This is a genomic window from Streptomyces sp. NPDC001941, assembly GCF_040296945.1.
Lineage (GTDB): Bacteria > Actinomycetota > Actinomycetes > Streptomycetales > Streptomycetaceae > Streptomyces.
This window is the reverse complement of sequence record NZ_JBEOYE010000011.1, coordinates 55,867-74,151: the sequence shown is the minus strand read 5'-3', so window position 1 is coordinate 74,151 and position 18,285 is coordinate 55,867. Positions and strand designations below refer to the sequence as shown.

The 18,285-nt window shown below is 73.4% G+C and carries 15 protein-coding genes; 9 read left to right on the top strand and 6 right to left on the bottom strand.

The window, feature by feature from the left end; genetic code table 11:
* Positions 1-173: 173 nt before the first annotated feature.
* The 6 genes from gltB to ABT160_RS11395 all read left to right on the top strand — a co-directional run bounded on the left by gltB (position 174) and on the right by ABT160_RS11395 (position 9,865).
* Positions 174-4,739, top strand: coding sequence for a glutamate synthase large subunit (gltB, locus tag ABT160_RS11420; RefSeq protein ID WP_351646396.1), 4,566 nt, complete (start codon positions 174-176; stop codon positions 4,737-4,739).
* On the top strand, positions 4,732-6,192 hold the full coding sequence (locus ABT160_RS11415) for a glutamate synthase subunit beta (RefSeq protein WP_351646394.1): 1,461 nt from the start codon (positions 4,732-4,734) through the stop codon (positions 6,190-6,192). The genes gltB and ABT160_RS11415 overlap by 8 nt, the downstream gene beginning before the upstream one ends.
* Positions 6,193-6,377: 185 nt before the next feature.
* Positions 6,378-6,629: a hypothetical protein gene (locus ABT160_RS11410; RefSeq protein ID WP_351646392.1), complete on the top strand. Its 252-nt coding sequence runs from the start codon at positions 6,378-6,380 to the stop codon at positions 6,627-6,629.
* Positions 6,626-7,735: a hypothetical protein gene (locus ABT160_RS11405; RefSeq protein ID WP_351646390.1), complete on the top strand. Its 1,110-nt coding sequence runs from the start codon at positions 6,626-6,628 to the stop codon at positions 7,733-7,735. The genes ABT160_RS11410 and ABT160_RS11405 overlap by 4 nt, the downstream gene beginning before the upstream one ends.
* 70 nt (positions 7,736-7,805) lie before the next feature.
* Positions 7,806-8,525 carry a vWA domain-containing protein gene (locus ABT160_RS11400; protein ID WP_351646388.1) on the top strand — a complete coding sequence of 240 codons (720 nt, stop codon included), beginning with the start codon at positions 7,806-7,808 and terminating at the stop codon, positions 8,523-8,525.
* Between the two features lie 131 nt (positions 8,526-8,656).
* Positions 8,657-9,865, top strand: coding sequence for a hypothetical protein (locus tag ABT160_RS11395; RefSeq protein WP_351646386.1), 1,209 nt, complete (start codon positions 8,657-8,659; stop codon positions 9,863-9,865).
* On the opposite strand, the gene ABT160_RS11390 is transcribed toward ABT160_RS11395, so the two are convergent.
* Together ABT160_RS11390 and ABT160_RS11385 are read right to left on the bottom strand one after the other, a co-directional pair.
* A complete protein-coding gene (locus tag ABT160_RS11390; RefSeq protein WP_351646384.1) occupies positions 9,855-10,817 on the bottom strand; it encodes an acyl-CoA dehydrogenase family protein in 963 nt (320 codons plus the stop codon). The genes ABT160_RS11395 and ABT160_RS11390 overlap by 11 nt on opposite strands.
* The gene (locus tag ABT160_RS11385; protein WP_351646382.1) at positions 10,817-11,956 is read right to left on the bottom strand and encodes an acyl-CoA dehydrogenase family protein; all 1,140 of its coding nucleotides are present in this window, start codon (positions 11,954-11,956) and stop codon (positions 10,817-10,819) included. The genes ABT160_RS11390 and ABT160_RS11385 overlap by 1 nt, the downstream gene beginning before the upstream one ends.
* Positions 11,957-12,049: 93 nt before the next feature.
* On the opposite strand from ABT160_RS11385, the gene ABT160_RS11380 reads away from it, so the two are divergent.
* The 3 genes from ABT160_RS11380 to ABT160_RS11370 are packed head-to-tail and all read left to right on the top strand — an operon-like array spanning position 12,050 to position 14,685.
* Positions 12,050-12,838, top strand: a complete 789-nt coding sequence (locus tag ABT160_RS11380) for an SDR family oxidoreductase (RefSeq protein ID WP_351646381.1) — start codon at positions 12,050-12,052, stop codon at positions 12,836-12,838.
* Positions 12,839-12,874: 36 nt separating this feature from the next.
* Positions 12,875-13,501 (top strand): TetR/AcrR family transcriptional regulator, encoded by a 627-nt coding sequence (locus ABT160_RS11375; protein WP_351646379.1) that lies wholly within the window; start codon positions 12,875-12,877, stop codon positions 13,499-13,501.
* A 26-nt stretch (positions 13,502-13,527) separates the two neighbouring features.
* Entirely contained in the window at positions 13,528-14,685 is a 1,158-nt protein-coding gene (locus ABT160_RS11370; RefSeq protein WP_351646377.1) for an acetyl-CoA C-acetyltransferase, read from the top strand.
* Between the two features lie 58 nt (positions 14,686-14,743).
* Here the strand turns inward: ABT160_RS11370 and ABT160_RS11365 are convergent, their stop codons facing one another.
* The 4 genes from ABT160_RS11365 to ABT160_RS11350 are packed head-to-tail and all read right to left on the bottom strand — an operon-like array spanning position 14,744 to position 18,284.
* Complete coding sequence (locus ABT160_RS11365; protein WP_351646375.1) at positions 14,744-15,631, bottom strand: tyrosine-protein phosphatase; 888 nt, start codon at positions 15,629-15,631, stop codon at positions 14,744-14,746.
* A 42-nt stretch (positions 15,632-15,673) separates the two neighbouring features.
* Complete coding sequence (locus ABT160_RS11360; protein WP_351646373.1) at positions 15,674-16,723, bottom strand: NAD(P)H-dependent flavin oxidoreductase; 1,050 nt, start codon at positions 16,721-16,723, stop codon at positions 15,674-15,676.
* Positions 16,723-17,445: a CoA-transferase subunit beta gene (locus ABT160_RS11355; RefSeq protein WP_351646371.1), complete on the bottom strand. Its 723-nt coding sequence runs from the start codon at positions 17,443-17,445 to the stop codon at positions 16,723-16,725. Before ABT160_RS11355 ends, ABT160_RS11360 begins: the two co-directional genes overlap by 1 nt.
* Positions 17,442-18,284: a CoA transferase subunit A gene (locus ABT160_RS11350; protein ID WP_351646369.1), complete on the bottom strand. Its 843-nt coding sequence runs from the start codon at positions 18,282-18,284 to the stop codon at positions 17,442-17,444. The genes ABT160_RS11355 and ABT160_RS11350 overlap by 4 nt, the downstream gene beginning before the upstream one ends.
* Position 18,285: the final 1 nt, after the last annotated feature.

Sequence of the window (18,285 nt, the reverse complement as noted above, 5' to 3'; positions counted from 1 at the left end):
GGGCAACGAAGCCCCGCTCCCCACTCACTCCACCGCTACCCGCGGTGTCCGCATGCTGGAATGAAGTATCCGCTTTTCGAGAAGCATTCCATCATGTAACCTGCACGAAATTTCGCGGAGGGCCAACGTCGTCCCTCGGCACTGCACATGCCACGACGACGACGGGAGAGCCGATGCGTTCCGACGCCTGGTCGCCCATGGACGGTCGCCCCGCACCGCAGGGGATGTACGACCCCCGTAACGAGCACGACGCCTGTGGCGTCGGGTTCGTGGCCACCCTCACCGGTGTTGCCAGCCACGCGCTGGTCGAGCAGGCGCTGACCGTACTGCGCAACCTGGAACACCGCGGCGCCACCGGCTCCGAGCCGGACTCCGGCGACGGTGCGGGCATCCTGCTCCAGGTCCCGGACGCGTTCCTGCGCGAGGTCGCCGGGTTCGAGCTGCCCGAGGCCGGCGCGTACGCCGTCGGCATCGCCTTCCTCCCCGAGGACGGCGCGGACGCCGCCGTCTCGAGGATCGAGACGATCGCCGCCGAAGAGGGCCTCGACGTCCTCGGCTGGCGCGAGGTCCCGGTCGCGCCGAACCTGCTCGGCGCCTCCGCCCGCTCCACCATGCCCGTCTTCCGCCAGCTCTTCGTCGCCGACGGCACCAGCACCGGCCTCGCGCTGGACCGCAAGGCGTTCGTGCTGCGCAAGCGCTCCGAGCGCGAGGCCGCGACCTACTTCCCGTCGCTCTCCGCCCGGACCATCGTCTACAAGGGCATGCTCACCACCGGTCAGCTGGAGCCCTTCTTCCCGGACCTGTCCGACCGGCGCTGCGCCACCGCCGTCGCGCTCGTGCACTCCCGGTTCTCCACGAACACCTTCCCGAGCTGGCCGCTGGCCCACCCGTACCGCTTCGTCGCGCACAACGGCGAGATCAACACGGTCAAGGGCAACCGGAACTGGATGCGGGCCCGCGAGTCCCAGCTCGTCTCCGACCTGTTCGGCGGCGCCGACAAGGACATCGAGCGCATCTTCCCGGTCTGCACCCCGGACGCCTCCGACTCCGCCTCCTTCGACGAGGTCCTGGAGCTGCTGCACCTGGGCGGCCGCTCGCTGCCGCACTCGGTGCTGATGATGGTCCCCGAGGCGTGGGAGAACCACGACTCGATGGACCCGGCCCGGCGCGCCTTCTACCAGTACCACTCCACGCTGATGGAGCCCTGGGACGGCCCGGCCTGCGTCACCTTCACCGACGGCGTCCAGGTCGGCGCGGTGCTCGACCGCAACGGCCTGCGCCCCGGCCGCTACTGGGTCACCGACGAGGGCCTCGTCGTGCTCTCCTCCGAGGTCGGCGTCCTGGACATCGACCCCGCCAAGGTGGTCCGCAAGGGCCGGCTGCAGCCGGGCCGGATGTTCCTCGTCGACACCGCCGAGCACCGCATCATCGAGGACGACGAGATCAAGGCCGGCCTCGCCGCCGAGCAGCCCTACCAGGACTGGCTGGAAGCCGGGATCATCGAGCTGGAGGACCTGCCCGAGCGCGAGCACATCGTGCACACGCACGCCTCGGTCACCCGCCGCCAGCAGACCTTCGGCTACACCGAGGAGGAGCTGCGCGTCCTGGTCGCGCCGATGGCCCGCACCGGCGCCGAGCCGATCGGCTCCATGGGCACCGACTCGCCGATCGCCGCGCTCTCCGCCCGCCCCCGGCTGCTCTTCGACTACTTCACCCAGCTCTTCGCGCAGGTCACCAACCCGCCGCTGGACGCCATCCGCGAGGAGCTCGTCACCTCGCTGCACTCCTCGCTCGGCCCGGGCAGCAACCTGCTCGACCCGAACGCCGCGTCCTGCCGCTCGGTCACCCTGCCCTTCCCGGTGATCGACAACGACGAGTTGGCCAAGCTCATCCACATCAACGCCGACGGCGACATGCCCGGCCTCAAGGCCGCGACCCTGTCCGGCCTGTACCGGGTCAGCGGCGGCGGCGACGCCCTCGCCGCCCGGATCGACACGGTGTGCGCCGAGGCCGACGCCGCCATCGAGGCCGGCGCCCGGCTGATCGTGCTCTCCGACCGGCACTCCGACGCCGAGCACGCGCCGATCCCGTCGCTGCTGCTCACCGCCGCCGTGCACCACCACCTCATCCGCACCAAGCAGCGCACCCAGGTGGGCCTGCTGGTCGAGGCCGGTGACGTGCGCGAGGTCCACCACGTCGCGCTGCTGATCGGCTTCGGCGCCGCCGCCGTCAACCCCTACCTCGCCATGGAGTCCGTCGAGGACCTGGTCGCGGCCGGTACGTTCATCGAGGGCGTCGAGCCCGAGCAGGCCATCCGCAACCTGATCTACGCGCTGGGCAAGGGCGTGCTCAAGGTGATGTCCAAGATGGGCATCTCCACCGTCGCCTCCTACCGCGGCGCCCAGGTCTTCGAGGCCGTCGGCCTGGACGACGCGTTCGTCGAGAAGTACTTCGTGGGCACCGCCACCAAGATCGGTGGCGCCGGCCTCGACGTCGTCGCCAAGGAGGTCGCCGCCCGGCACGCCAAGGCGTACCCGGCCAGCGGCATCGCCTCGGCGCACCGCGCGCTGGAGATCGGCGGCGAGTACCAGTGGCGCCGCGAGGGCGAGCCGCACCTGTTCGACCCGGACACGGTCTTCCGGCTGCAGCACGCGACCCGCTCGCGCCGCTACGACATCTTCAAGAAGTACACGGACCGCGTGAACGAGCAGTCCGAGCGGCTGATGACGCTGCGCGGCCTGTTCGGCTTCGCGTCCGGCCGCGAGTCGATCCCGCTGGACGAGGTCGAGCCCGTGAGCGAGATCGTCAAGCGCTTCTCCACCGGCGCCATGTCGTACGGCTCGATCTCCCGCGAGGCCCACGAGACGCTCGCCATCGCGATGAACCAGCTGGGCGGCAAGTCCAACACCGGTGAGGGCGGCGAGGACCCGGACCGCCTGTACGACCCGGCGCGCCGCTCGTCGATCAAGCAGGTCGCCTCCGGCCGCTTCGGCGTCACCTCCGAGTACCTGGTCAACGCCGACGACATCCAGATCAAGATGGCCCAGGGCGCCAAGCCCGGCGAGGGCGGCCAGCTGCCCGGCCACAAGGTCTACCCGTGGGTGGCCAGGACCCGGCACTCCACCCCGGGCGTCGGCCTGATCTCCCCGCCGCCGCACCACGACATCTACTCCATCGAGGACCTCGCCCAGCTCATCCACGACCTGAAGAACGCCAACCCGGCGGCCCGCATCCACGTGAAGCTGGTCTCCGAGGTCGGCGTGGGCACGGTCGCGGCGGGCGTCTCCAAGGCCCACGCGGACGTCGTGCTGATCTCCGGCCACGACGGCGGCACCGGCGCCTCCCCGCTCACCTCGCTGAAGCACGCGGGCGGCCCCTGGGAGCTCGGCCTGGCCGAGACCCAGCAGACGCTGCTGCTCAACGGGTTGCGCGACCGGATCGTGGTGCAGACCGACGGCCAGCTCAAGACCGGCCGCGACGTCGTCATCGCCGCCCTGCTGGGCGCCGAGGAGTTCGGCTTCGCGACCGCCCCGCTGGTGGTGTCCGGCTGCGTCATGATGCGCGTCTGCCACCTGGACACCTGCCCGGTCGGCATCGCCACCCAGAACCCGGTGCTGCGCGAGCGCTTCTCCGGCAAGCCGGAGTTCGTGGTCAACTTCTTCGAGTTCATCGCCGAGGAGGTCCGCGAGCTCCTCGCCGAACTGGGCTTCCGTACGCTGGAGGAGGCCGTCGGCCACGCCGAACTCCTGGACACCGCGCGCGCGGTGGACCACTGGAAGGCCCAGGGCCTGAACCTGGAGCCGCTGTTCCACGTGCCCGAGCTGGCCGAGGGCGCGGTGCGCCACCAGCTGGTCGAGCAGGACCACGGCCTGGAGAAGGCGCTCGACAACGAGCTGATCAGGCTCGCCGCCGACGCCCTGCACGCCGACACCGCCGAGGCCGCCCAGCCGGTGCGCGCCCAGGTGTCGATCCGCAACATCAACCGCACGGTCGGCACCATGCTGGGCCACGAGGTGACGAAGAAGTTCGGCGGCGCGGGCCTGCCCGACGACACCGTCGACATCACCTTCACCGGCTCGGCCGGCCAGTCCTTCGGCGCGTTCCTGCCCCGCGGCGTCACGCTGCGGCTCGAGGGCGACGCCAACGACTACGTGGGCAAGGGCCTGTCCGGCGGCCGGGTCGTGGTCCGCCCGGACCGCGGCGCCGACCACCTGGCCGAGTACTCGACCATCGCGGGCAACACCATCGCCTACGGCGCCACCGGCGGCGAGCTGTTCCTGCGCGGCCGCACCGGCGAGCGCTTCTGCGTCCGCAACTCCGGTGCGCTGGTGGTCTCCGAGGGCGTCGGCGACCACGGCTGCGAGTACATGACCGGCGGCCACGCGGTCGTCCTGGGCGAGACCGGCCGCAACTTCGCGGCGGGCATGTCCGGCGGTGTCGCGTACGTCATCGACCTGGACCGGGACAACGTCAACTCCGGGAACCTGGGCGCGGTCGAGGCCCCGTCCGACGCCGACCGGCAGTGGCTGCACGAGGTCGTGCGCCGCCACTTCGAGGAGACGGGCTCCACCGTCGCCGAGAAGCTGCTGGCCGACTGGTCCGTGAGCGCGGACCGGTTCAGCAAGATCATCCCCACCACGTACAAGGCCGTGCTCGCCGCCAAGGAAGCCGCTGAGCTCGCCGGTCTCTCCGAGCAGGAGACCACCGAGAAGATGATGGAGGCGGCGACCCATGGCTGACCCGAAGGGCTTCCTCACCACCGGGCGCGAGACCGCCACGTCCCGCCCGGTCGCCGAGCGCGTCAAGGACTGGAACGAGGTCTACGTCCCCGGCTCCCTGCTGCCGATCATCAGCAAGCAGGCCGGCCGCTGCATGGACTGCGGCATCCCGTTCTGCCACAACGGCTGTCCGCTGGGGAACCTGATCCCCGAGTGGAACGACTTCGCCTACCGCGACGACTGGACGGCCGCCTCCGAGCGGCTGCACGCCACGAACAACTTCCCGGAGTTCACCGGACGCCTGTGCCCGGCCCCGTGCGAGGCGGCGTGCGTGCTCGGCATCAACCAGCCGGCCGTCACCATCAAGAACGTCGAGGTCTCGATCATCGACAAGGCGTGGGACGCCGGTGACGTCAAGGCGCAGGCGCCCGAGCGGCTGTCCGGCAAGACCGTCGCGGTGATCGGCTCGGGCCCGGCGGGCCTGGCCGCCGCCCAGCAGCTGACCCGGGCCGGCCACACCGTGGTCGTGTACGAGCGCGCCGACCGCATCGGCGGCCTGCTGCGCTACGGCATCCCCGAGTTCAAGATGGAGAAGCGGCACATCAACCGCCGCATCGAGCAGATGCGCGCGGAGGGCACCAAGTTCCGCACCGGCATCGAGATCGGCCGCGACCTGACGGCGACCGGCCTGCGCAAGCGGTTCGACGCGGTCGTCATCGCGGCCGGCGCCACCACCGCCCGCGACCTCCCGGTCCCCGGCCGCGAGCTGAACGGCATCCACCAGGCGATGGAGTACCTGCCGCTGGCCAACAAGGTGCAGGAGGGCGACTTCGTGGCGCCGCCCCTGACGGCCGAGGGCAAGCACGTGGTGGTCATCGGCGGCGGCGACACCGGCGCGGACTGCGTGGGCACCGCCCACCGCCAGGGCGCCGCCTCGGTCACCCAGCTGGAGATCATGCCCCGCCCGGGCGAGGAGCGCGCGGCGGGCCAGCCCTGGCCGACGTTCCCGATGCTGTACAAGGTCACCTCGGCGCACGAGGAGGGCGGCGAGCGGGTCTACTCCGTCTCCACCACCCACTTCGAGGGCGACGAGGACGGCAACGTGCAGTTCCTGCACCTCATCGAGGTCGAGTTCGTGGACGGCAAGCTCAGCCAGAAGCTCGGCACCGAGCGGAGGATCCCCGCGCAGCTGGTCACCCTGGCGATGGGCTTCACCGGCACGGACACCGAGAACGGCCTGGTGACCCAGTTCGGCCTCGACCTGGACGAGCGGGGTAACATCGCCCGCGACGCGGAGTTCGCGACCAACGTCGACGGCGTGTACGTCGCCGGTGACGCGGGCCGCGGCCAGTCCCTCATCGTGTGGGCCATCGCGGAGGGCCGCTCGGCCGCCCGCGGCGTGGACCGCTACCTCACGGGCGCCAGCGCACTGCCGGCCCCGATCCGCCCGACGGACCGTTCACTGACGGTCTGATCAGGCCCCCGCACGTCCCGTACAACGGAGTACGGAACTGAGCGCGGCGCTCACCCGACCTGTCCCCGACCGGACGACTGGGTGGGCGCCGCGGTGCGTCCGGGTCCGTACGGCGCGGCCGACGGGGTGCGGCGGACCCTACCCGGCGGTATTGACTTAAATTCAAAAACGCTCCAGTCTCCTCGGTGAGCCGCTCCGACGTCCCCCTGGAGGACCTGTTGAGCACCCCGGCCCTGGATCGACTGACCACCGAGCTCGGCGGGCAACCGCCGCAGTCCGTCAGCGAACTGACGGACGATCAGCTCAATCTGCTGTCCGACGCGCTGGAGCGCGGACGGACCTCCCGCGCCTCCGGCCTGGAAGAGGCCGCCGAAGAGGCCCTCAAGCTCGTGCCCGCCCTGGCGCGGGGTCCCGTACGCCGCATCCTCTTCAAGTGAGCGGAGCCGTCGCCATGGACAAGCTGCGCAACCGGGCCGAGACCCGGAAGATCGCCGCCCTCCTCGACGAGGAGCCCGAACGCCTCGCCTTCCTCGCCGCCCTGCCCGCCGAGGACGTGCGGCGGCTGCGCGAACAGGCCGTCGCCGCGCTCCACGACGGCCAGCCCGAGATGCTCGACCGGATCGCCGGGGCCACCAAGCTGGTGCCCGCCGGAGTGGCCGCCGCCATCTCCCAGAAGGCCCTCGGTCCCCGCCTCGCCGCGGCCGTCGCCGGACGCCTGGACGCCGGGCGGGCCGCCGACATCATCGAGAAGCTGCCCGTCGCCTTCACCGCCGAGTCCTGCGCCCACCTCGACCCGCGCGCCATCGGGGGCATCGTCGACAAGCTCGACGAGGGCCTGGTCGTACGGATCTCGGTGGCCCTCGCCGAGCGCGGCGACCACCTCACCATGGGCCGCTTCGTCGGCCATCTGCGCGACCACGCCCTGGAGCGGATCCTGCCGCAGGTCGCCGACGACGTGGTGCTGCGCACCGGGTTCGCCGTCGACCGGCCCGAACGCCTCGGCCGGATCGTGGAGCTGATGGGCGAGGAGCGGCTGGCCCGGGTGGTCGCCTCGGCCGCCGACGGACTGTGGCCCGAGGCGCTCGCGGTCGCCGGGATGGTCGAGGGCGGGCAGCGGGCCGCGATCGCCGCGCTGGCCGCCGCCCAGCCGTCCGAGGTGCTGGACGGCCTGGTCGCGGTGGTGGCGGAGCAGGACCTGTGGGAGTCGCTGCTGCCGCTGGTGGCGCTGCTGGGCGAGGAGGAGCGGCGCCGGGTGGCGGGCCTGCCGTCCCTGAGCGCGCCGGGGGTCCTGGAGGGGATCGTCCGCGCGGTGGTGGACACCGGGCTGTGGGCGGAGTTCCTGCCGCTGGTCGAGCTGCTGCCGCCCGCCTCCCGCACGGTCGTCGCGGGGGCCGCCGCGCGGCTGAGCGACGAGGAGCTGGACGCGCTCGCCCGCGAGGTCGACAAGCGGGACCTGTGGGAACTGGTGCTGCCGCTGGTGGAGTTGATGGACGACGCGGGCAAGGAACGGGTGTTCGCGCTGCCCGCCTTCCAGGAGCGCTGAACCGGACGCGGCGGGGCGGCACGTGGCGTAACCTCGGCAGCCGTCCCGCCGCCGCACGGAGGAGCCGCCCGTGGCCATCAGCCTCAGCAAGATCGAGGAGACCGCCCCCGCCCTGGTCAGCCTGTACAAGAGCGCCGGGGCGAGCGTCGAGCGGCTGGGGCTCGGCGACGAGTGCGCGGCGGTCTACCTGGTGCTCGACTACTCCGGTTCGATGCGGCCGTACTACCAGGACGGCACCGTGCAGGCGCTGGCCGACCGGGTCCTCGGCCTCGCCGGGCACTTCGACGACGACGGGCGGGTGCCGGTGGTGTTCTTCTCGACGGACGTGGACGCCGAGACGGAGATCGAGATCGGCGACCACCAGGGGCGCATCGGCCGGATCGTGTCCGGGCTCGGGCACATGGGCCGGACCAACTACCACCTGGCGATGGACGCGGTGATCGACCACTACCTCGACAGCGGGGCCGACGACCCCGCGCTGGTGATCTTCCAGACGGACGGCGGGCCGTCCAGCCGCCAGGCCGCCGAGCGGTACCTGTGCAAGGCGGCCGGTCTCCCGATGTTCTGGCAGTTCGTGGGATTCGGCGATCCCCACAGCAAGCAGTTCGACTTCCTGCGCAAGCTCGACGAGCTCCCGGTGCCCCAGAAGCGGCCGGTGGACAACGCGGGCTTCTTCCCCGCCGGGCGCGACCCCCGAAGGGTGCCGGACATGACGCTGTACGACCGCCTGCTGGGCGAGTTCCCGCTCTGGCTCACAGCCGCCCGGGCCCGTGGGATCGTACGGAGCTAGGCTGTCCCGGGAGCCCCGCGCGGGCAGGGGGCCGGTCCCGGCGGTGATCGTGAGGAATGCCGTGAAGGGTGCGAACCGTGCACTAGGCTTCAGGCTTTGCCCCGTCGCCCCTCTGCCTCCAGGAGAGCCCCGTGACCTCTGAGACCGCGCCCCAGGACGGCGTCCCCGCCGCCGCCACGGACGCCCCCGCCACGGACGGCCCCGTCGCCCGCGACGCCCGTGACTTCGGGATCTACGCGCGCACCGGGGGCTGGGCCTTCGCGCTGAAGGTGGCCCGCAGCGTGCGGCCCGGCGGCCAGCCGGCCGAGGGGAGCGAGAAGGTGTCGGCCAAGGAGTTCGCCGAGCTCGCCGACTGCTCCCCGGACCGGGTCATGCGCTACTACAAGGCCTGGGACATGGCGGCCGACGACGGCCTGGTCCCGCAGTTCGAGGCGCTGGCCCCCGGCCAGGACGTCGAGCTGCCCGAGGCCGACCTCTGGCTCTCCTACTACTCCTCCCGCAACAGCGCCACCTCCGTGCGCGGCACCGCCATCACCGCCGCCGCCGAGGCCGAGGGCATCCGCCCCACCAAGGCCCTGGAGGTCGCCGAGAACCCGACCGCCCTGCGCGCCGCGATCCTCGCCGACCCCTCCACCGCCCAGGCCGCCCGCCAGGCGCTGCTCGACCGGGTCAAGGAGGACCCGGCGCTGCAGACGGAGATCGCCCGCGACATCGCCCGCACCGACGAGCTGAAGAAGGCCGTCGCCACCGAGGCCAAGGTCGCCGACCGGATCGGCTACGTCCGCCAGATCGTGGAGAAGGGCGAGGTCAAGACCCCGGCCGGGCAGAAGATCGAGGCGCCCGCCGAGCTGCGCGCCGAGGCCGAGCGCCACCTGTCGCTGATCGACGAGCTGGACGAGGGCGAGCAGGCCGGCGAGTGGGCCGCCGAGGCGTACGACACGGTCAGGCAGCTGGTCGTGGAGGCGGTCGAGGCCGACCCGCAGCTGCGGGTGCAGGAGCGGCGGACCAAGTTCTACAGCAGCCTGCAGAAGGCCACCAAGGTCTTCGAGGAGCTCACCCTGGACGACGCGCTCGACCTCGACGACATCTACGAGGACGACATGGTGCGCCAGCTGGAGTCGCTCCAGTCCGCGCTGGACACCTGCATCGCCGCCCTGCGGCGCTCCGCCAAGGCCGCCCCGGCCGGCCCGGCCGCCGTGCCCGCGCCCGCCGCCCCCGCCGTCGTCTTCGACGACGACCCGGCGAGCGTCGAGCGGGCCCTGGCCGGGGAGGACCCGGAGCCGGTGCCGGCGGGCGAGGAGCGGGAAGCGCGCGAGCCCGAGCCGGCCGCTACGGCCTGAGCACCCGCTCCCGGCAGCGCGCGGGCGTGCCCCAGGCGTCCCTGAGCGGGCGCGCCTTGCGCAGCCACAGGGACAGGTCCAGCTCCTCGGTGTAGCCGATGGCGCCGTGCAGTTGCAGGGCCGCGCGCGCGGCGAGGCAGGCCGCCTCGCCCGCCGCGGCCTTCGCCGCCGCCACGTCCGCGCCGCGCCCGGTGACCGCCGCGCCGAACACCAGCGGCCGGGCGAACTCCAGGGCCACCAGGGTGTCCGCGAGCCGGTGCTTGACCGCCTGGAACGAGCCGACGGCCACCCCGAACTGCCGCCGCTCCTTCACGTACGCCACGGTCCGGTCGAGCAGCGCGAGCCCGACGCCCAGCGACTGCGCGGCCGTCACCAGGGCCGCCACGTCGAGTGCCCGCCCGACCGCCCCGGCCCCCGCCCCCAGCACCTCGCCGCCCGCCAGCGGCCGGGCCAGCCTGCGGGCCGGGTCGGCGGACGCCCGCGGCTCCTCGTGCCCCGGCGCCGCCCGCACCGCGTTCCCCTCCACCACCAGCAGCAGCCCCGCCGCGTCCGGGTCCAGGGCGTAGGGCCCGGTCGCCGGGTGCGCCAGGGCGGCCCGCAGCGCGCCCGAGGCCAGCGACGGCAGCAGCCGCTTGGCCGGCCCCGGGTCGTCGAGCGCGCCGAGCAGCGCGGCGGCGGCCACCGTCTCCACCAGCGGGCCCGGCGCCGCGTGCCGCCCCAACTCCACGAAGGCGGCGCACAGTTCGACGGGGAGCGGGCCGACGCCCTCGTACTCCTCGGGCACCGCGAGGGCGAACAGGCCCGCGTCGGCCAGCCGCCCCCACAGCGCGAGCCCGGGCCCGTGCTCGCCGTCGCCCCAGGCCCGTACCACCGCCGGGGTGTCGGCCGCGGTGAGCATCGCGTCCAGCGAGCGGGCGAAGGCCCGCTGCTCCTCGGTGAGCAGGAAGCGCATCAGCGGCGGCCCTTCGGCAGGCCGAGCAGCCGCTCGGCGATGATGTCGCGCTGGATCTCGTTGGTCCCCGCGTAGACCGGCCCGGCGAGTGAGAACACGTACCCCTCGGCCCACGGCGAGTCCGCCAGCTCGGCGTCCGGCCCCAGCAGGTCCAGGGCCGTCTCGTGCAGCGCGATGTCGTACTCGGACCAGAAGACCTTGTTGAGGCTGGACTCCGGACCGATCGCCTCGCCCGCCGCGAACCGGGAGGCGCCCGCCAGGGTGAACAGCTGGTAGGCGCGCGCCCCGATCACCGCGTCCGCCACCCGCCCGCGCAGCGCCGGGTCCTCGCCGCCCTCGCGCCACAGCCGCACCAGGCGGTCGGCGGAGGCCAGGAAGCGGCCGGGGGAGCGCAGGGTCAGGCCGCGCTCGCTGCCGGTCGCGGACATGGCGATGCGCCAGCCCCCGCCGGGCTCGCCGATCACGTCCTCGTCGGGCACGAACACGCCGTCCAGGGCGAGTTCGGCGAAGGCGGGCTTCCCGTCGAGCCGCCCGATGGGCCGTACGGTGACGCCGGGCGCGCGCAGGTCGAACATCAGGTACGTCAGGCCCCGGTGCGGCCGGTCCGCGTCCGGGTCGCTGCGGAACAGGCCGAACGCCCGGTCCGCGAAGGCCGCCCGCGAGGACCAGGTCTTCAGGCCGTGCAGCAGCCAGCCGCCGTCGGTGCGCTCGGCCCGCGAGACCAGGGACGCCAGGTCGGAGCCCGCGCCCGGCTCGGACCAGGCCTGCGCCCAGATCTGCGTGCCGTCGGCCATCGGCGGCAGCACCCGGGCCCGCTGGGCCTCGGTGCCGAAGTCGAACAGGGTCGGGGCGAGCAGGTTGACGCCGTTCTGCGCGACGCGGCCGGGCGCCCCCGCCGCGTAGTACTCCTCCTCGAAGACCAGCCAGCGCAGCAGGTCCGCGCCCCGGCCGCCGTACTCCCGCGGCCAGTCGACCACCGACCAGCGGTCCGCGGCCAGCTCCGCCTCCCAGGCGCGGTGCGCGGCGAAGCCCTCCGCCGTCTCCAGGGAGGGCAGCGGTGCGCGCGGCACGTGGGCGGTGAGCCAGGCCCGCGCCTCCTCGCGGAAGGCCTGCTCCCCGGCGCCGTACTCCAGGTCCATCGGACACCGCTCCCTCCGGCCCCCGCCGCGCACCCCTCGCGCGACGGGCGGCAGACCTTCCCTAACAAGTGTTTGGTAGGTTAGCGTGCCCCTGTGACGGACAACAAGGTTCGGTACGTTCCCGGGCACGGGCTCCTCGACGGCCGCACCGCGGTCGTCACCGCCGCCGCCGGAGCGGGCATCGGCGGGGCCACCGCCCGCAAGTTCCTCGAGGAGGGCGCCCGCGTCCTCGTCTCCGACGCCCACGCGCGCCGGCTGAAGGAGACCCACGAGGCCCTCGCCGCCGAGTTCGGCGCCGATGCGGTCGCCGCGCTGCCCTGCGACGTCACCGACGAGGCCCAGGTCGGCGCGCTGTTCGCGGAGGCGGTACGGCTGCACGGCCGGCTCGACGTCGTCGTCAACAACGCCGGGCTCGGCGGCACCGCCACCCTCGCCGACATGACCGACGAGCAGTGGACCCGCGTCCTGGACGTCACCCTGGGCGGCACCTTTCGCTGCACCCGCGCCGCCCTGCGCCACTTCCGCGACGCCCCCGGCGGCGGGGTGATCGTCAACAACGCCTCCGTCGTCGGCTGGCGCGCCCAGGCCGGACAGGCCCATTACGCCGCCGCCAAGGCCGGGGTCATGGCCCTGACCCGCTGCGCCGCCCTGGAGGCCGCCGAGCACGGCGTGCGGGTCAACGCCGTCGCGCCGTCCCTGGCGATGCACCCGCACCTGGTGAAGGTCACCTCCGCGGAACTCCTCGAAGAACTCACCGACCGCGAGGCGTTCGGGCGCTACGCCGAGCCCTGGGAGGTCGCCAACGTCATCGTCTTCCTGGCCTGCGACTACTCCTCGTACATGACCGGCGAGGTCGTCGCCGTCAGCAGCCAGCGGGCCTGAGGCGGCGCGGGTGGGCGGGCCCGGGACAATGGGCGGGTGCCAACGAACAAGCCGACCGGCCGGAAGAAGCCGCAGGTGACCGCCGCACCCGAGCGGCGCAGTGAACTCCTCGCCACGGCGGCCGAGGTGTTCGCCGCCCAGGGGTACAACGCCACCACCGTCCGCAAGATCGCCGACGCCGCCGGGATGCTCGCCGGCAGCCTCTACTACCACTTCGACTCCAAGGAGTCGATGGTCGACGAGATCCTCTCGACGTTCCTCGACGAGCTCTGGGCGGGGTACGACACCGTGCTCGCTGCCGGGCTCGGGCCCCGGGCGACCATCGAGGCCCTCGTCACCGAGTCCTTCCGGGAGATCGACCGGCACCGCGCCGCCGTCGCCATCTACCAGAAGGAGTCCCGCCACCTCGCCGCCCAGCCGCGCTTCGGCTACCTCTCCGACTCGCAGGTGAAGTTCGAGAAGGCCTGGCTGGGCACGCTGGAGCGCGGGGTCGCCGACGGCGTCTTCCGCGCCGACCTGGACGTCCGCCTCACCTACCGCTTCGTGCGCGACACGGTGTGGGTGGCCGCCTCCTGGTACCGGCCCGGCGGACGGCACAGCCCGGAGGAGATCGCCCGCCAGTACCTCTCGATGGTGCTGGACGGCATCGCCGTACGCGAGTAAACCACCACGGGAACAGGGGAGTTCTGATGGCCGAGGCCTACATCGTCGAAGCGGTGCGCACCCCGGTGGGCCGGCGCAGGGGCGGGCTCGGGGCGGTCCACCCGGCCGACCTGGGCGCCCACGTGCTCACCGCCCTCATGGAGCGCAGCGGGGTCGACCCGGCCGCCGTCGAGGACGTCGTCTTCGGCTGCCTGGACGCGGTCGGCCCGCAGGCCGGGGACGTCGCCCGGACCTCCTGGCTGGCCGCCGGGCTGCCCGAGGAGGTGCCCGGCGTCACCGTCGACCGCCAGTGCGGCTCCTCCCAGCAGGCCCTGCACTTCGCCGCGCAGGGCGTGCTCTCCGGCACCCAGGACCTGGTCGTCGCGGGCGGCACCCAGAACATGACCATGATCCCGATCGCGTTCGCCTCCCGGCAGGCCGCCGAGCCGCTCGGCCTCACCGAGGGCCCCTTCCTGGGCTCCGAGGGCTGGCGCGCCCGCTACGGGGACGCGCCGGTCAACCAGTTCCACGGCGCCGAGCTGATCGCCGCCAAGTGGGGCATCACCCGCCGCGACCAGGAGGAGTTCGCGCTCCGCTCCCACCAGCGGGCCGTGCGCGCCGCCGACGAGGGCCGCTTCGACCGCGAGACCGTCCCGTACGGGGAGGTCACCGCCGACGAGGGCCCGCGCCGCGACACCACCCTGGAGAAGATGGCCGCCCTCAAGCCGGTCGTGGACGGCGGCACCATCACCGCGGCCTGCTCCTCCCAGGTCTCCGACGGCGCCGCCGCCCTGCTGCTGGCCAGCGAGCGGGCGGTGCGCGAGCACGGGCTGACCCCCCGGGCCCGGGTCCACCACCTGTCGGTGCGCGGCGAGGACCCCATCCGGATGCTGTCCGCGCCGATCCCGGCCACCGCGCACGCCCTGAAGAAGACCGGCCTGACCATCGACGACATCGACCTGGTCGAGATCAACGAGGCGTTCGCGCCGGTCGTCCTGGCCTGGCTGAAGGAGACCGGCGCCGACCCGGAGCGGGTCAACGTCAACGGCGGCGCCATCGCGCTCGGCCACCCGCTCGGCGCCACCGGCGCCCGGCTGATGACCACGCTGCTGCACGAACTGGAGCGCACCGGCGGCCGGTTCGGGCTCCAGACGATGTGCGAGGGCGGCGGCCAGGCCAACGTGACGATCGTCGAACGGCTGTAGGCCGCGCACCCCGGGGCGGGGTCCGGGGCGCGGCCTCCCGCGCCCCGGACGCGCCGCCTCAGCCCACCAGCCGCTCCCGCAGCGCCACCAGGGTGCGCAGGTCCACGCCCAGGCCCGAGGTCACGTACCGGTACAGGCTCCCGTAGTCCGCCTCCGCCTGGTCCAGGGCGGTGCGCAGGTACTCGGTGCGCACCTCCTGGAGCGGGACCAGCAGGTCCGGGTCCTGCATCAGGCCCTGCTGCTTCAGGCCCGCGCGCACCTGCGCGTCGTAGGCGGCCCGGTAGGCGTTGGACGCCAGGAAGTCGTCCGTCGCGGTCCGCTCGGGCACCCCCACCAGCGTCAGGACCAGGTAACTCGTCCAGCCCGTGCGGTCCTTGCCCGCCGTGCAGTGGTACAGCAGCGGCAGCGGGCCGCCCGCCGCGTCCCGCAGCGTCGCCCCGAACGCGGCCCGGTTGGCGGCGCTGGTGACGAACGAGCGGTAGGTCTCCCGCATGAACGCGGCCGCCCGCCCGCCGCCGAACACCCGCTCCTGGAGCACCGGGTCGCGCGAGCCGATCGTGGTGAGCAGCGTGCTGAACAGGCCGTTGTCGGTGACCGGCCGGGCGGTCGGGGCGAGCCCCGGCGGCAGCCGGTCGGGGCCGTCGTAGCCGACCTCCGCCGCGATCCTGAAGTCCACCACCCGGCGCAGGCCCAGCGCGCCCAGGACGCCCAGGTCGGCGTCGGTGAGCTTGTTGAGCGCGTCCGCCCGGTACAGCAGGCCGGTGCGCACCGCCTTGCCGTCGTACGTGCGGTGGCCGCCCAGGTCGCGTGCGTTGACCGCGCCCTGGAGCGCGAGGGGGCGGCCCGCCGCGCGGGCGGGCCTGACGAATCCGGTGGTGGCCACCGCGGCGGCGGTGGCGCAGGCGGTGCCCAGCAGTGCGCGTCGCGTCAATGCCCTGCGTGCCATGACGACGCCTCCTGACGTGACTCCCGTGCGGGGAGAGGGGGTTCACCCTGGTGATGGCAGGGTGTCGAGCACGTGCCGTGCCTCGGACATCACGCGCCGGACGAGTTCCTCGCAGCTGGGGAGGTCCTCGATGACCCCGGCGACCTGCCCGGACGCCATCACGCCGAGGTCGGTGCGGCCCTCGACCATGGACGCCCTCAGCAGCATGGGGGTGTTCGCGGCCAGCAGGACCTGGCTCCACGTCAGGTCCTTGCCGTGCTTCATGGCGAGCCCGTCGCGGACCATCGCCCGCCAGGACAGGCCCGAGACCCGGCGGAACGCCGCGGCGTGCCGTACCGCCCGCAGCAGCCGGCGCGCACCGCCGCTGGACTCCAGGGAGTCCACGAAGGCGGTGCGCAGCATCCGGTGCGGCAGCCCGTCCACCGCCGTCGTCACCGTCACGTCCTTCACCCCGGCCGCCAGGTAGCGGGCCTTGACCGCGTCCGGCACCGTCGAGTCCGAGGTCAGCAGGAACCGGGTGCCCATCGCGACGCCCGCCGCCCCGTACGCCAGCGCCGCCACCAGGCCCCGCCCGTCGTGGAAGCCGCCCGCCGCCACCACCGGGATGTCCACCGCGTCCACCACCTGCGGCAGCAGCACGGTCGTCGCCACGTCCCCGGTGTGCCCGCCGCCCTCGCCGCCCTGCACCACCACCGCGTCGGCGCCCCAGGCCGCGACCTTCTCGGCGTGCCGGCGCGCCCCGATCGAGGGGATCACCACCAGGCCCGCGTCCTTCAGCTCGGCGATCAGCTCCCGGGACGGGGCGAGCGCGAAGGAGGCGACCCGTACGCCCTCCTCGACCAGGATCCGCACCCGCTCGCGCGCGTCGGAGGCGTCCGCCCGCAGGTTCACCCCGAACGGCTCGGCCGTACGGGACCTCACCTCGCGCACCGCCGAGCGCAGCTGTTCCGCCGTCATCGTCGCCGAGGCCAGGATCCCCAGCGCGCCCGCGTTCGCCGCGGCCGACACCAGGCGGGGCCCGGCCACCCAGCCCATCCCGGTCTGCACGATCGGATGGCGGACGCCGACCAGCTTGGTCAGGGCCGTCTCCATCAGGCCGCCACCTCGCGCTCGCGCTGCCCGCGCGGGTCGATCTCCTCGCGGATCAGGCGCAGTTCCTCGGCCGTGGGCTCCCGGGTGTGCGGCACGTCGTCGCCGACGACCAGGTCGAACCCGGTCGCGGCGGCGACCCGCTCCACGCTCACGCCCGGGTGCAGCGACACCAGCCGCATCCGGTGGTCGGGGGTGTCGAAGTCGAAGACGCCGAGGTCGGAGACGACGCGCGGCAGCCGGTGGTAGCGGGCGCCGTCGGCCCGGTCGTACCCCACCCCGCACACCATGTCGACCTTCTCCACGAACACCCGGGGCGAGTGCTTCGGGACCCAGTAACTGACCGGGTTGTTCAGGGTGTTCACCGGGGCGCCGCGCACCCCCAGGAGCTGGCGCCGGGGCCGCTCCCAGTCGCCGACGCAGGAGATGTTCTGGTTGCCGTAGCGGTCGATCTGGCTGGCGCCCATCATCACGTGCCGCTTCCCGCTCGTGACCAGCGTCAGGTGGCGCCGGTAGGGCAGCCAGCCCTCCACGCCCCCGTCGGGGGCCAGCAGCAGCGCCTCGCCGTCGGTGAGCAGCAGGTCGGGGGAGAAGGTGCGCCGGGCCAGCCGGGCCCCGATGGACGGGATCAGGCCCATCGGGCTGGCCAGCACCTCGCCGTCGCCGCGCCACGCCTCCGCGCACGCGATCACGCAGTACTCGGCCCTCGTCGCCGTGGTGGTCACTGACTCTCCTCGTGCCAGGCCTGGACGGCCGCCTGGTAGTCGTGCTCGCTCTTGCCGGACAGGAAGCGCGCGGCGAAGTCCTCCCAGGGGGTGCTCGCGTACAGCTTCTGGAAGGGCTCGTCGCGCGCGTAGTCGGGCACGCACGAGGTGAAGTGCGCGCCGTTGGGTGTCTCCACCACACCGGTGACGCTGTGCCTGCTGACCAGCAGGGTGTGGTGCGCCTCGGTGCCGAAGCCGTCGACCAGCTGCTCGCAGGAGACGTAGGCCTCGTCGGCCGCCTCGCAGAACAGGTCGTCGAAGTACGGGTCGGGGCCCAGGAACTGGCCGTTGCCCAGCCGGTCGGCCCGGTTGAGGTGCACCAGCGCCGCGTCCATCCGCAGCGCGGGCACCGCCACGAACGTCTCCCCGTCCGGGTAGGGCGAGGTGACCGTGCGCAGCTCCGGGTTGACCCGCATCACGTCCGAGCCCAGGCCGGCCCGCACCGGCAGGAACGGCAGCCGGTTGGCCGCCGCGTGCAGGCCCCACATGAACATGGCCTCGTCGTACTCGGTCAGCTCCAGGGTGCCGTTCTCCCGCGCGGCCCGGAAGTGCGGCTCCAGCGGGATGGAGTCCAGGGTGGCGAACGGGGCGACGAGCCGGCGGATCCGGCCCGCCGCGGCCAGCAGGCCCACGTCGGGCCCGCCGTAGGAGATCACCGTCAGGTCCCGTACGTCGGACCGCAGCACCGCTCTGACCAGGGCCATCGGCTTGCGCCGCGACCCCCAGCCGCCGATGCCCAGGGTCATCCCGCTGCGCAGCCGGGAGGCGACCTCCTCGGGGGTCATCGTCTTGTCGGCCATG